General features: G+C 63.7%; 8 protein-coding genes and 2 tRNA genes. 4 read left to right on the forward strand and 6 right to left on the reverse strand.

Going from position 1 to position 13,432, the window contains the following annotated elements:
- Positions 1-141: 141 nt before the first annotated feature.
- Positions 142-215, reverse strand: a tRNA-Arg gene (locus ABIE35_RS17055).
- 284 nt (positions 216-499) lie between these two features.
- Here ABIE35_RS17055 and ABIE35_RS17060 point away from each other — a divergent pair.
- Entirely contained in the window at positions 500-2,326 is a 1,827-nt protein-coding gene (locus ABIE35_RS17060; protein WP_354516763.1) for a phosphoenolpyruvate carboxykinase (GTP), read from the forward strand.
- 242 nt (positions 2,327-2,568) lie between these two features.
- On the opposite strand, the gene ABIE35_RS17065 is transcribed toward ABIE35_RS17060, so the two are convergent.
- Genes ABIE35_RS17065 through ABIE35_RS17075 form a run of 3 tightly spaced genes read right to left on the reverse strand, consistent with a single transcriptional unit; the run spans position 2,569 to position 4,962 of the window.
- Entirely contained in the window at positions 2,569-3,039 is a 471-nt protein-coding gene (locus ABIE35_RS17065) for an RrF2 family transcriptional regulator (RefSeq protein ID WP_354516765.1), read from the reverse strand.
- Between the two features lie 40 nt (positions 3,040-3,079).
- Positions 3,080-3,535 carry a hypothetical protein gene (locus ABIE35_RS17070; RefSeq protein WP_089593761.1) on the reverse strand — a complete coding sequence of 152 codons (456 nt, stop codon included), beginning with the start codon at positions 3,533-3,535 and terminating at the stop codon, positions 3,080-3,082.
- Between the two features lie 8 nt (positions 3,536-3,543).
- Positions 3,544-4,962, reverse strand: a complete 1,419-nt coding sequence (locus tag ABIE35_RS17075; protein ID WP_354516768.1) for a phosphomannomutase/phosphoglucomutase — start codon at positions 4,960-4,962, stop codon at positions 3,544-3,546.
- Positions 4,963-5,087: 125 nt separating this feature from the next.
- On the opposite strand from ABIE35_RS17075, the gene ABIE35_RS17080 reads away from it, so the two are divergent.
- Together ABIE35_RS17080 and ABIE35_RS17085 are read left to right on the forward strand one after the other, a co-directional pair.
- Complete coding sequence (locus ABIE35_RS17080) at positions 5,088-7,253, forward strand: RecQ family ATP-dependent DNA helicase (protein WP_354516769.1); 2,166 nt, start codon at positions 5,088-5,090, stop codon at positions 7,251-7,253.
- A gap of 159 nt (positions 7,254-7,412) precedes the next feature.
- The gene (locus tag ABIE35_RS17085; protein ID WP_354516771.1) at positions 7,413-8,846 is read left to right on the forward strand and encodes an MFS transporter; all 1,434 of its coding nucleotides are present in this window, start codon (positions 7,413-7,415) and stop codon (positions 8,844-8,846) included.
- Between the two features lie 38 nt (positions 8,847-8,884).
- Here ABIE35_RS17085 and ABIE35_RS17090 read toward each other — a convergent pair.
- Together ABIE35_RS17090 and ABIE35_RS17095 are read right to left on the reverse strand one after the other, a co-directional pair.
- A tRNA-Ser gene (locus ABIE35_RS17090) sits at positions 8,885-8,972 on the reverse strand.
- A gap of 66 nt (positions 8,973-9,038) precedes the next feature.
- Positions 9,039-11,270, reverse strand: coding sequence for a prolyl oligopeptidase family serine peptidase (locus ABIE35_RS17095; RefSeq protein ID WP_354516773.1), 2,232 nt, complete (start codon positions 11,268-11,270; stop codon positions 9,039-9,041).
- 59 nt (positions 11,271-11,329) lie between these two features.
- Between ABIE35_RS17095 and ABIE35_RS17100 the strand changes: the two genes are divergently transcribed.
- Positions 11,330-13,315 (forward strand): FAD/NAD(P)-binding protein, encoded by a 1,986-nt coding sequence (locus tag ABIE35_RS17100; RefSeq protein WP_354516775.1) that lies wholly within the window; start codon positions 11,330-11,332, stop codon positions 13,313-13,315.
- Positions 13,316-13,432: the final 117 nt, after the last annotated feature.

The raw sequence follows: 13,432 nt of genomic DNA on the forward strand, positions 1-13,432 counted from the left end.
AAGGGCCGCCGTCGTACTTTTGAAAAGTTCGACGACGGCCCTTTCCGTTCGGCGTGCGGGTCACCGCACATGCAAGTCAGTGGGGCTGGCCCGGGCATAACAAAAGACCCGCACCGGCGAACCGGTGCGGGTCTTGATTTGTGCGCCCAAAGGGATTCGAACCCCTGACCTTCTGTTCCGTAGACAGACGCTCTATCCAGCTGAGCTATGGGCGCATTTCGTGTGATTCTCGGCGGTCTGTTTCTCTGACCCCCTCGAACCTCAATAAACTTTACAGAAGTTCATGTGAAGTTCCAAATCGAAAAGCTGTAATCTGCGCAACTAGACCGGTCTACGTGACCTTAGTCACTTAAATCTCTGTTCTGGCTAACACAACCCCTTATTTCTAGCGGTTTTTACTTTCGGGCTGTGTGGATGTCCGATGTCTGACAACGGATTGGTCTGGTCCGCGGCCCCTATCGTTTAGGACACACCACTGAACCCGAGGAAGGGAACCGCAATGGGCGATCTGGCGCGACTGCCGCTGCTTGAGAAGGCACCTACTACGCATGCACGCCTGCTGGCCTGGGTTGAGGAAGTTGCCGAGCTGACTCAGCCGGACCGCATCCACTGGGTTGATGGCAGCGAAGCAGAAAACAAGAAGCTCACCGACGAACTCGTTGAGGCCGGCACGCTGAAGCGGCTGAACCCGGAGACGTTCCCGAACTCTTTCGCAGCATTCTCCGACCCCGCTGACGTTGCCCGTGTAGAAGAGCAGACCTTCATCTGCTCCGAGAACGAGCGCGACGCAGGCTTCACCAACAACTGGATGGCCCCGGCCGAAATGAAGCAGAAGCTGCGCGGACTCTTCGCCGGCTCCATGCGCGGCCGCACCATGTACGTCATTCCGTTCGTCATGGGCCACCTGGATGCCGAGGACCCCAAGTTTGGCGTCGAGATCACCGACTCCGCCTATGTTGTTGCCTCCATGCGGATCATGGCCCGCATCGGCACGGACGTCCTGGATCGCATCACGCAGACTGACGCTTTCTTCGTCCCCGCACTCCATTCGCTGGGCGCACCGCTGGAAGCCGGGCAGGCTGACGTTGCCTGGCCGTGCAACACGGACAAGTGGATTGTGCACTTCCCCGAAGAGCGCTCCATCTGGTCCTTCGGCTCCGGCTACGGCGGAAACGCCCTTCTGGGCAAGAAGTGCTACGCGCTGCGCATCGCTTCGGTGATGGCACGCGACGAAGGCTGGCTTGCCGAGCACATGCTCATCCTCAAGCTGACCTCGCCGGAGCAGAAGACCTACTACGTCTCCGCTGCTTTCCCGTCAGCTTGTGGCAAGACCAACCTTGCGTTGCTCGACCCCACCATCAAGGGCTGGAAGGTTGAGACCCTTGGCGACGACATCACTTGGATGCGCTTCGGCAAGGAAGGCGAACTCCGCGCCGTCAACCCCGAAGCCGGCCTGTTCGGCGTTGCGCCGGGTACCGGCTGGGGCACCAACCCGAACGCCATGCGAGCCATCGCCAAGGGCAACAGCATCTTCACCAACGTGGCACTGACTGACGACGGTGGCGTCTGGTGGGAAGGCATGACGGAAGAAACTCCGGCACACCTGACCGACTGGCGCGGTGAGTCCTGGACACCGGACTCCGATGCCCCGGCAGCGCACCCGAACTCCCGCTTTTGCACGCCGATCGACCAGATCGACATGCTGGCCGAGGAGTACTTCAGCCCGGAAGGCGTGGAGCTGTCCGCGATCCTGTTCGGCGGCCGACGCAAGACCACCATCCCGCTGGTCACCGAGGCCCGCGACTGGTCCAACGGCATCTTCATGGGTTCCACGCTGTCCTCCGAGACCACGGCTGCTGCCGCCGGTGCCGTCGGCGTCGTCCGCCGCGACCCCATGGCCATGTTGCCGTTCATCGGCTACGACGCAGGCGACTACCTGAACCACTGGGTGAACCTGTCTGCCAAGGCCAATCCGGAGCGTCTGCCCAAGATCTTCCTGGTCAACTGGTTCCGTCGCACGGCTGAAGGCGGCTTCGCCTGGCCTGGCTTCGGAGACAACGCCCGTGTGCTCAAATGGGCCATCGAGCGCCTCGAGGGCAAGGCTGACGCTGTGGAAACGCCGATCGGCTTCGTACCGACCGGCGAATCAATCGACCTCGAGGGCCTGGACATGACCCCGGCCGAGGTTGAGCAGGCCGTTCGCGTGGATCCTGAGGAATGGGCAACTGAGTTGGCATCCATTGAAGAATGGTTCGCGAACTTCGGCGAGTCGCTCCCGGCGGCACTGCAGTCGGAACTGGACGGTCTCAAGACCCGTCTGGGCTAGACCTCTTAGGAACAATGGCGTTCTTAAGTGAACGACGACGGCCCGTCACCTTTCGTTTGAAAGGTGACGGGCCGCCGTCGTTCTTGCTGGAGTTGTCCCCGGCGGTGTGCCTGCCCTAGTTGGCGAGCCATACGTCCGGGCCGAAGACTTCGTAGTGGATCCGGGTGGAAGTCGATGTTCGCAGCGTCTGCCGTCATTGCCCACTGAGTGCCAACCCACCCAAGGTGCCGGGAGGTCGCCGCTTATGGCTGGGTGGCCGGTACACTGAACTCCGGCCGCAGCCCGATGGACTGGAACACCGGGTTCATCTGGCGGGCGTGGGGGAGAGAAGCGATAACCACGGTATCCAGTTCGGTGTAGAACGCTTCCCTGGCCCGGTTCATCGCGTGGCGCAGGGCGCATTCATTGATGAGCGGGCAGTTCTTGGTGGGGGATTGGCATTCCGCTGGATCCTGTCGGCTGTCCAGATGCCTCAGGACTTCCCCAACGGTGGCTCGCCGCCCTGATTCATTGAGCCGGGAACCGCCCAGCCGTCCTCGTTCAACGTCGATATATCCCAGGGCACGCAGGCGGACCATGGCCTTGCTGACATGGTTGTACGGTGTGCCCACGGCATCCGCCACTGCCTGGGTGGTCAGGAGCAAACCTTCGGGGGCCGCGGCCAACACCATGATGGCGCGGAGGCTGACATCTGCGAACGCGTTGATTTTCATGGCATCAGCTCACGGGTAGGGTCTAGCTCACGGGCAGGGTCTAGTCCACCCAGATGGATGGCTCGTGTGTGTCGGGTTCCATCGCGCTGAAGGCAAAGCCCTCCGCCGTGGGAGTGTACGGGATGATCGCTGCCAGGACTTCGCCGTTCCGGTGTTCGGCTGCGCCATGGATACCGTCGGACCCATGGTCCGGCAGGCTGACGTCGCTTACCACTGCTACGGCCCGGTAATCGTCCCGGCCCTGGCGCAGCAGGTCATGGACGTCGGTCAGCATTTGGCCGGCGTCGACGTCGCCGTTTTCGTCCGGCTCACCGGGAGCAATCATCACTATCCGCAGTTCGCCGTCGTTGGACAGCGTGATGCCGAAAGGGAAAAATCCGCCGTTCTGCTGGATGTGTTCCTGGGCAGTGCCCAAAGCGGTGCCCAAGGTTTCACGGAGTTCGCGGTCCTGGTCGGTTTCTTCCGGGATGTCTGTGGCAGCGGGCTGATCGTTCATGGCTGGACCTATGCCCGGACCAGTGCGAGGACGCGGTCGCGGATCTTTTCCATGGTGGGCTGGTCCTTCGCTTCGGCGTTCAGGCGGAGGAAGGGCTCGGTGTTGGATGGGCGCAGGTTGAACCACCAGCTGCCATCCTTGGCCGTGAAGGTGCTGCCGTCCATGTGGTCGATGTCGATGTCTTCGGTTTCAAAGTCGACGCGGACGCGTTCAACGGCGCCTGCTTTGTCCTCGATCTCGGAGTTGATCTCACCGGAAGAGGCGTAGGGCTCGTACTGGCGGCCGAGTTCGGACAACGGACCGTCCTGCTCGCCCAGGGCAGCCAGGACGTGCATGGCGGCGAGCATGCCGGTGTCGGCGTTCCAGAAGTCCCGGAAGTAGAAGTGAGCGGAGTGCTCCCCGCCGAACACGGCACCTTCTTCGGCCATGACGGCTTTGATGAAGGAGTGTCCCACACGCGTCCGCACCGCACGGCCGCCATCCTTGGCGACGAGCTCCGGGACGGCTTTTGAGGTGAGGAGGTTGTGGATGATCACAGGGGTTTGTTCCCCTGCAGCCTGGGCGCGGGCGATTTCGCGGCGGGCCACCATGCCGGTGATCGCAGACGGCGAGACAGACTCGCCCTTCTCGTCGATCACGAAGCAGCGGTCAGCGTCGCCGTCGAACGCCAGGCCGATGTCCGCGCCGTGCTTGACGACGGCGGCCTGCAGGTCACGCAGGTTCTCCGGTTCCAAGGGGTTGGCCGGGTGGTTGGGGAACGAGCCGTCCAGTTCAAAGTACAGCGGGACAATCTCGAACGGCAGTGCCGGGAGCAGCTTGTCGCCAAGAACTGCCGGGGTGGTCAGCCCGGCCATGCCATTGCCGGCGTCGACCACGATCTTCAGCGGACGGGAACCGGAAAGGTCTACCAGTTGGCGCAGGTATTCCGAGTAGTCCTTCAGCACATCACGCACGCCGATCTCGCCGCGGGTGCCCGCAGCCGGGATGGTCCCGGAGTTCAGGTACTGCTCGGCGAGGGACTGGATCTCCTTCAGGCCCGACTCCGAAGAGATGGGCTGGGCGCCGGCTTTGGCCATTTTGATGCCGTTGTATTCGGCCGGGTTGTGGCTGGCCGTGAACGTGGCACCGGCTGCGTTCAACGCACCGCAAGCGTAGTAGAGCTCATCGGTCGAGATCAGGTCCAGCAGAAGGACGTTCGCTCCGCGCGTTGCTGCACCGTTGGCGAAGGCCTGGCTGAACTCCGGCGAGGACGGACGCATGTCCCCTCCGACCAGGACGGTCTCGCCTTCGAGGCCCAGGACGTCGATGAAGGCAGCACCTACGGCCTCGACGATTTCAGCCGTGATGGACTCACCAACGATCCCACGGACGTCATACGCCTTGAAGGATGCCGAGAGGTCGAATGTCTTGTTCTGCTCGCTAGTCACGCGCTCAATCCTACTGTGGCAACGCAAACGGGTAGGAACGCGGGAACCTGGCATGTGGATAATCGTTGTCCACATAGCAGGCCCTGCAGGTTATGGCTGTCAGGGTCGGCTGGAATACTGGGGTGATGGCCAACAACTCCCAGAACGCTGCCGTTTCCGTGCAATCACCTACCCAGCACCAGGCATTGGCATGCCTGCGGGAGCTAGTGGGGCACCCGGAAGCCCAGTTCCATGACGGCCAGTACGAGGCCATCGAAGCGTTGGTCGACGCCGGCCGCCGGGCCTTGGTGGTTCAGCGTACCGGTTGGGGAAAATCGGCTGTCTATTTCGTTGCCTCGCTGCTGCTGCGCAGACGGGGTGCCGGCCCCACCCTGATTGTTTCGCCGCTGCTGGCGCTCATGCGGGACCAGGTTGCCGCAGCCGCACGGGCAGGAGTGAGGGCTGTGGCCATCAACTCCGCCAATGCCTTGGAATGGGACACCGTCCTGGCCCAACTGGCCGCTGACGAGGTGGATGTCCTCCTGGTCTCTCCTGAGCGGCTGACCAACCCTTCCTTCCGGGAGAACCAGCTCCCGGAACTCATCCGCCGTACCGGTCTTTTGGTCATTGATGAGGCTCACTGTATTTCGGACTGGGGGCATGACTTCCGTCCGGATTACCGCCGGATTGCGGACCTCATTGCACAGCTGCCGGCGTCCGTTCCGGTCCTTGCCACCACAGCCACCGCCAATTCCAGGGTGGTCCATGACATCGAGGAGCAACTCGGAGATGGAGTGCTGACCATCCGTGGCGCCCTGGGCCGTGAATCGCTGCGCCTGGGCGTCCTGACACTGCCCGATTCCCGGGACCGCTTGGGCTGGTTGCTGACGCATCTGGCAGATATGCCTGGCAGCGGCATCATTTATACGCTCACGGTCTCGGCGGCTGAGGATACCGCCAGGCTCCTCGCCGAGGCCGGACACAATGTCCTCTCCTATACGGGACGCACAGACCCTGCCGACAGGGAGCGCGCGGAGCAACTCCTTAAGGACAACCAGGTAAAGGCCCTCGTGGCCACGTCCGCCTTGGGAATGGGTTTCGACAAGCCGGACCTGGGCTTTGTCATCCACCTCGGCGCGCCGTCGTCGCCTGTGGCTTACTATCAACAGGTTGGCCGTGCAGGACGTGGAGCGGCCAACGCAGATGTCCTGTTGCTTCCCGGCTCCGAGGACCGTGAAATCTGGCAGTACTTTGCCACGGCCTCCATGCCGTCAGCCGAGAAAGCGAACGCTGTCCTCGCTGTCCTCGGTGAGGCCGGTTCAGCGCTGTCCACGGTGGCTCTGGAAGCCAGGGTGGACCTTCGCCGAACACCGCTGGAACTCCTCCTCAAAGTCCTGGCGGTCGATGGAGCCGTGGAACGCGTTGGCGGGGGCTGGCGCTCCACCGGGGTCTCGTGGAACTACGACGCCGAGCGCTACGCACGAATTGCCGAGGCGCGGGTGGACGAGCAGGATTCCATGGTGATCTACCAGGACACCGCCGGGTGCCGCATGGAATACATCACCTCGGTGCTGGACGACGAAACGGCTGCCGCGTGTGGACGCTGCGACAACTGCGCCGGTCGATGGTTCCCCGTGGACGTGGCAGCCTCCGCCGCCGACGCCGCAGGACAGACGCTTCGCCGGGCCGGAATAGCGGTGGAACCACGCCTTCAGTGGCCCAGTGGAATGGACCGGCTCGGAGTGGCGGTCAAGGGAAAAATCAAGCCCGATGAGTCTGTGTCCGAGGGCCGGATACTTGCCAGGCTCACCGACCTTGGCTGGGGTGGGTCGCTCCGCGAACTGTTCGCCGCCGGGGCGCCGGACCGGGCAGTGGACCCAGCCATGCTGCAGGCATGTGTCCAGGTACTGCGCGAATGGTCAGGTGCTGAGGGCGGGACTCCGTGGAGCGGAGTCGGCCGTCCGGCAGCCGTGGTCAGCGTTCCTTCACGGAGCAAGCCGCAGTTGGTCGAGTCCTTGGCTCAAGGAATAGCAGGCATAGGGCGGATGCCCTACCTAGGACAACTGCAACCCCATCACGGCGGGCCCACCGGAGCACGTGGAGGGAACAGCGCGTACCGGCTGGCCGGAGTGTGGGACAGGCTGGTGGTCGGTCCCGATCTCGCCCAGGCTTTGGCAGGTCTCGGTGGCCAACCGGTGCTGTTGGTCGATGACCTCATTGACAGCCGCTGGACCATGACGGTCTCGGCCAGGGCCTTGCGCCAAGCCGGCGTGAGCGCGGTGCTGCCGCTCGCGCTGGCCCAAGCCGGGTAGTCCGGCGAGAGCCGGGTAGTGCCGCCCAAGCTGGGTAGCCCATCGGTCCCTCTCCGCTGGAACTACGTCATGTTGTGATCGCTCCCACGCTGCCTCTATAGGATCGAGCAAACAGCCTGCTCACCGTCGCAGGTATACGCCAGAACCCGGACCGGAGCCATGAGCGCAAACCCGAGCAACACCGACGTCGATGCCGCCGACCAGACGACATGGCGGCCGCGCCTGGCGCTGCTGGTGGCTGCGACGTTCTTCATGGAGTTCCTGGACGGGACCATCCTCACCACGGCCATTCCCAGCATCGCCTCCGATTTCCGGGTGGCGGCGGCCGATATCAATATCACCATGACGGCGTACCTGGTGACGGTCGCCATGGGCATTCCGTTGAGCAGTTGGCTGGCGGAGCGGTTCGGCGCGCGCAGGATTTTCTGTCTCGCAATATCGGTCTTCACTCTTGCCTCTCTGTTCTGCGCGATCAGCACGGACCTGTCCATGCTCACGCTCAGCCGGGTGGCGCAAGGCATGGGCGGAGCCATGATGGTTCCCGTGGGTACCTTGGTGGTGCTGCGGGGCACTCCCAAGTCCGAACTTCTCCGGGCCACCGCCTACCTCGTGTGGCCCGGCCTGCTTGCTCCCGTGCTGGCTCCGATGGTTGGCGGCGCCCTGACCACCTTCCTGTCATGGCACTGGATCTTCATCATCAACGTCCCACTGGGGCTGGCTGCCTTCATTGCGGCCCTCAGGCTGGTGCCGCGGACACAATTCGACGGGAAGCGCCGACTGGACTGGTTCGGCCTGTTGCTGACCACGCTGGGTGTAGGCGCGTTGGTGGTGGGCTTGGAGACCCTGGGTGGGCACGCATCAAATGTCCTGGCCGCCGGAGTTGTCTTTGCCGGAGTACTGTCCTTGGCCGGCGCGGTCTGGTGGATGAGCACAGCGAAAGTTCCCCTGTTCAACCTCAGCGTCTTCGGTACCCGGACCTTCAGGGCAACATCCACCGGGGGTTTCATCTACCGGTTGACCATCAGCTCGGTCCCTTTCCTGCTGCCCCTGATGTTCCAGGACGGTTTTGGCTGGGATCCCCTGAAGGCCGGTGTCATGGTGGCAGCGGTGTTCGTAGGCAACATTGGGATCAAACCGGCCACAACGCCGTTGATCCGGCGTTTCGGATTCAAACCGGTGCTCGTTTTTGCCTCGTTCGCGTCGGCCGTGACGTTTGCCATGTGCGCTTTCCTTGACGCCCAAACACCCGAACCGCTTATTTTCGCCCTGCTGCTGTTCAGCGGCGCCTTCCGTTCCATCGGTTTCTCCGCCTACGCCTCCGTGCAGTACGCAGACATCGTCCCGGGGCAGTTGCCCTCGGCCAACGCCATATCGGCAACGCTGGTTCAGTTGGCGGCAGCGGCCGGGATCGCCGTGGGTGCTTTGTTCCTGCGCCTGTTCGAGACCACTGACGTGTTCGGTCCCGACCAGGTGGCGGCTTATAGAGGGGCCTTCGTGGCCATGGCTGTTCTAATGCTGATCAGTACTGTGGACAGCCTCACCCTCCACCGTCATGCGGGGGCTGAAGTCAGCGGCGGCGCCAAGCGGGGTTAAACGCAAAAGGTCCCGGTTCGAAAACCGGGACCTGTTCGCGGAGACGGGGGGATTTGAACCCCCGGTGGAGTTGTGCCCCACACTTCATTAGCAGTGAAGCCCATTCGGCCGCTCTGGCACGTCTCCCTTTGCTATTGCTAGCCCACCAAGGATACGCAGAACGTGCCGTCGAGCGCAAAACAGACGGAGCTACTAGTTGCTTCCGGCCAGTGAACGCCACAAGAAGTGGTTGCTCCGCGCCTGCAATGCCGCCGCCTGCCTGTTGTCGGAGGCACCGGCATGGCCACCTTCGAGGGCTTCGTGGAACCACACGTTGGGGATGCCCATGGCCTGCATGCGTGCAGCCATCTTGCGGGCTTGGACGGGTCCCACCCGGTCATCCGAAGTGGCAGTCCAGATGAACGTCTCGGGGTATTCAACGCCATCGTGAAGCAGGTGGTACGGCGAGAAGGTGCGGATGAACTCCCACTGCGCGGGGACATCCGGGTCCCCGTATTCTGCAATCCACGAGTAACCGGCCGAGAGCTTGGTGTACCGGCGCATGTCCAGAAGCGGCACGCCGCAGGACACGGCACCGAACAGTTCGGGGTACTGGGTCAGCATGTTTCCCACCAGAAGCCCGCCGTTGGAGCCTCCGACGCAGCCCAGACGCGGACGGCTGGTAACGCCGCGGGAGATCAGGTCCCGGGCCACCGCAGCGAAGTCCTCGTAGGCGCGGTGGCGGTTTTCCTGGAGGGCAGCCCGGTGCCATGAGGGCCCGTATTCGCCACCGCCCCGGATGTTGGCCACAACGTACACGCCGCCGCGCGAGTGCGTGCCGGTGCCGTCCTCGGAGGCAACGCCCACTGTTCGCCGCTCAAGCCATGCCCGGCCGATGGATCCGCTGTAGGCCGGGGTCCGGGGGATCTCGAACCCGCCGTAGCCGGAAAGCTGCGTGGGGTTCTGGCCATCGAGTACCAGATCCTTGGACGCCACCTGGAAGTACGGAACCTTCGTTCCATCGGCAGATTCAGCAAAGTGCTGCTGGACCTCGTACCCGGCTTCGTTGAAGAACGACGGCGACCGCTTCACTTCGGCATGACGGCTCACCACGCCGCCGGACTGCCTGTCGTCGCCGCGCGTGAGCGCTCCCCGGGTGAGAGTGGTGGGAGTGGTGAAGCCGGTAGCCACGAGCCAGAAATCGTTGCCGGCTGCGCCCAGGTCTTCGTCGTCCACGGCATAGGCATTGACGTCGTGCAGCGGCGGGCAGGCATCCAGGAGGGTGGACGCCCATGCACCCGCAGAGTCAACCGTGGAAGGGTCCAGCACGCGGATTTCCGAGGAGACGTCGCGCAGGAGGTTCAGCAGCAGGTAGTCCTTGGTCCAGCTCCAGGACTGCAGCGACGTTTGGGTATCCGGCGTAAACAGGACCAGCAGCGAACGGGACCCCGCAAGGTAGGACTCGAAATCGGCCGCCAGCAGGGCTCCTGCCGGGTACACGGAGCCCTCAACCTCCCAGTCTTTCTGCGGACGGAACAGCAGCCAGTCGCGGTGGGCGCTGATGTTGACGTCGGTGGGAACGTCGATTGCCACCCACGAGTCGTCGCGCAGCAGCCAGGTGCTCCGGTTGTAGAAGTCGATGTAGTCCACAGCGAAGGTGCGCTCGTAGCCCGGGGTCGAATCGTGGGCCACCATGGCCAGCATGTGGTCCTCGGGAATCTCAAAGAGGCGCTCGGCCTGGGCCAGTGTCTGTCCGCGTCGCAGCTTCACGCCGGTCCGCGCATAGGAAGACGTCGTCGCAGGCAGTCCCGCCGCAGTGCTGGACACCAGCAGAGTGTCAGCATCGAGCCAGCTGACGTTTCCCTTGGCAGTGGGGAGGTCAAAGCCGCCCTCCACGAAGGTGCGGGATTCGACGTCGAACTCGCGGTGGCGGTCCGCGTCACCTCCGTCGGGGGAGAGCGAGACCATGGCCAGGCGGTACTCGCCGCCATCGGCTGGCCGGAGGAAACCGGCGCCGTGGAAGACCCACTCCACACCTTCGGCCGCGGCAAGGGCATCTATGTCCAGCAGGACGTCCCACTCGGGCTCGTCGGTGAGGTAGCTTTCCCAGGTGGTGCGGCGCCAGAGACCTTTGGGGTGTTCCTGGTCCTTCCAGAAGTTGTAGTAGTAGTCGCCCCGCTTGGAGACCATGGCGATGCGGTCTGTTGAGTCAAGGACTTCAAGGATGCCGGCTTCAACAGCTGCATATTCGGCGTCCTCGAGCAGTTCCTCGGTGCGGGCGTTTTGTTCGCGGACCCACGCCAGCTGTTCCTCGCCGTGGATGTCCTCGAGCCAGACGTTTTCATCCGTGGGCTCAGCCGCCACGTCCGCATCGTGGCGGGGCCCGGAGGTGGTAGCGGTGTCATTCTCGGGAAGTGGCGTCTGATCAGCTTCTGTGGTGGTCATCGCCCCATCCAAGCAACACTGTTCGACCGTAAGCAAGTCACAGGAAGTTAGGCTTGAGCGTGGCTAAATCGCAAACCATCCGTGTTGCCCTCATTGGGGCCGGCCCTCGGGGCACCAGCGTCCTTGAGCGGTTGCTTGCGAACTGGGCTGCCGGGAGCCGTTCTGGGACCACACTGCACCTTGATGTGGTGGATCCTTTTCCGGCCGGATCGGGCCACGTGTGGCAGCCTGAGCAGTCGCGCTTGTACCTGATGAACACCCAGTCTTTCTATCCGACGCTCATCCCCGAAGACCCGATGCTGGCCCCGCCGCTGGCAGGTGGTTCCTTCGACCAGTGGCGTGAGGCCCGGCGTCGTGATGGCTCGGGACTGAACGACGCTGAGAAGGCCGAGTTGGCCACCCTCGAGTCGAACAACTTCCCCAGCCGCGCGCTGTACGGCAGGTATCTTCGCCAAACCTTGGCGGGCTTGCTGGAACGGCTTCCCGACGGCGTCGAGGTCATCTTCCATGAGACCACGGCCGTGGCGGCACGCCCTTTGGTAAAGGGCACGGTGAACAGGGTGGGGGACGGTGCGGCGAACGGATTGGCGGACGGGTTCGACGTCGAACTCGCCAACGGCGCCACCCTCACCGTCGGCTCCGTGGTCCTCGCCCTGGGGCACGTTGAGTCCCGGCTGAATCCGGAACAGCGCTCATTCAAGCGCGCCGCTGACGAACAGGGCCTGCTGTATTTTCCGCCCGCACCGCCGGCCGACGTGGACTGGCAATCCGTGCCGGATAACGAGCCCGTTCTGGTCCGGGGCATGGGATTGAACTTCTTTGACGTCATGGGCCAGTTGACGGAGGGGCGCGGGGGCAAGTTTGTTGAAGCCGGTGCCCCGGGAGCCGGGGTAATGGAGTACAGGGCATCGGGGCGCGAGCCGAAAATCATCGCCGCCTCCCGCCGTGGCACGCCGTACCGGGCCAAGGCCGGCCTGGATGGCTACTACCCGAGCAGCATCACCATGCGGTACCTGACCGAAGACGCAGTTGACCGGTTCCGTGCAGCGGGAATCCAACCTGGTTTCGACCATGATCTTTGGCCACTGCTGCACCGCGACGCTTTGTGGGCCTACTACTCAACGCTGGCCCGCTCCCAGCCGACGGCCATCAAGGACCCTGCGCAGTTCCTCGCTGATCTTGAGGACGCGCTCCAACCGCACGCGCACACCACTACGCACTGGGAAAGCAGCGTGGGCGACCTCGTGGAAAAGCACGTTGTGTCTTCCCGCCGGTTGAACCTCCGCGGACTTGCCGCTCCACTGGCAGGACGCACCTTTGCCTCCCGACGTGAGCTGGACTCGGCCATCACGGCCTACCTGGATGATGATGCGCGGCGATCGGCCCTCGGCGAGGCGGACCCCGTCAAGATGGCCATTGGTGCGCTCCACACGGGCCGGGCCATCCTCAAATCGGTGGTGGCAGATGGCGGCATCACGGACGAATCGTGGCTCTCAGGTTTGCGCGGCTGGTTCGAGTCCTTCGTTGAAGGGCTGGCCAGCGGAGCCCCTGCCCTGCGTTCGGAGCAGCTGGCCGCTTTGGCGCGTGCCGGCGTCGTGAGTTTCGTGGGCCCCGACCCGAAGTTCAGCGTGGACCGGGCAGCCAAGGTGTTCCGGGCGGTTTCGCCGTGGGTGCACGATGCGCCGGCTGAAGCACCTGCCTTGATCGAGGCGATGTCGCCGGCTAACAGGGTGGGAATGAACGTCTCCCCGCTGCTGGAGCAGCTGATGGCTGATGGCCTGGTGCGCACCAAGATCATGATGGGCGGCGAAGGCGCTCCTGTGCAGACCACGGGATTGGACGTTGAGCCGCATCCGTACAGGCCGCTGGCGGCGAACGGATCCGTCACCAGGAACCTGTACGTGTTGGGTCTTCAGCTCTCCTCGGTGCAGTGGGGCACTGCCATCGCTGCGGAAGCCCGGCCTCGTACCGGACCGGCCTACGCCAGCGGACAGCGGACCCTCCGGGATGCCGATGAGATCGCCCGCAGCATTCTGGCCCGCTGACCCATGCAAGGCTACGGACCGGCTTAGCGTTCCGCACAAAGTCCTAGCGTTCAGCACAAAGGCAGGGCCCTCACGAAAGGTAAGTTCGTGAGGGCCCTGCCTTTTGGCGTTCAGGGG

Source organism: Paenarthrobacter sp. 4246, assembly GCF_040546855.1.
Classification (GTDB): Bacteria; Actinomycetota; Actinomycetes; order Actinomycetales; family Micrococcaceae; genus Arthrobacter.

Bases quoted from the DNA above. Each gene is read 5' to 3' on its own strand.
- ABIE35_RS17060 (WP_354516763.1), top strand. From the start codon at position 500: ATGGGCGATCTGGCGCGACTGCCGCTGCTTGAGAAGGCACCTACTACG.
- ABIE35_RS17065 (WP_354516765.1), bottom strand. From the start codon at position 3,039: ATGAAAATCAACGCGTTCGCAGATGTCAGCCTCCGCGCCATCATGGTG.
- ABIE35_RS17070 (WP_089593761.1), bottom strand. From the start codon at position 3,535: ATGAACGATCAGCCCGCTGCCACAGACATCCCGGAAGAAACCGACCAG.
- ABIE35_RS17080 (WP_354516769.1), top strand. From the start codon at position 5,088: ATGGCCAACAACTCCCAGAACGCTGCCGTTTCCGTGCAATCACCTACC.
- ABIE35_RS17085 (WP_354516771.1), top strand. From the start codon at position 7,413: ATGAGCGCAAACCCGAGCAACACCGACGTCGATGCCGCCGACCAGACG.
- ABIE35_RS17095 (WP_354516773.1), bottom strand. From the start codon at position 11,270: ATGACCACCACAGAAGCTGATCAGACGCCACTTCCCGAGAATGACACC.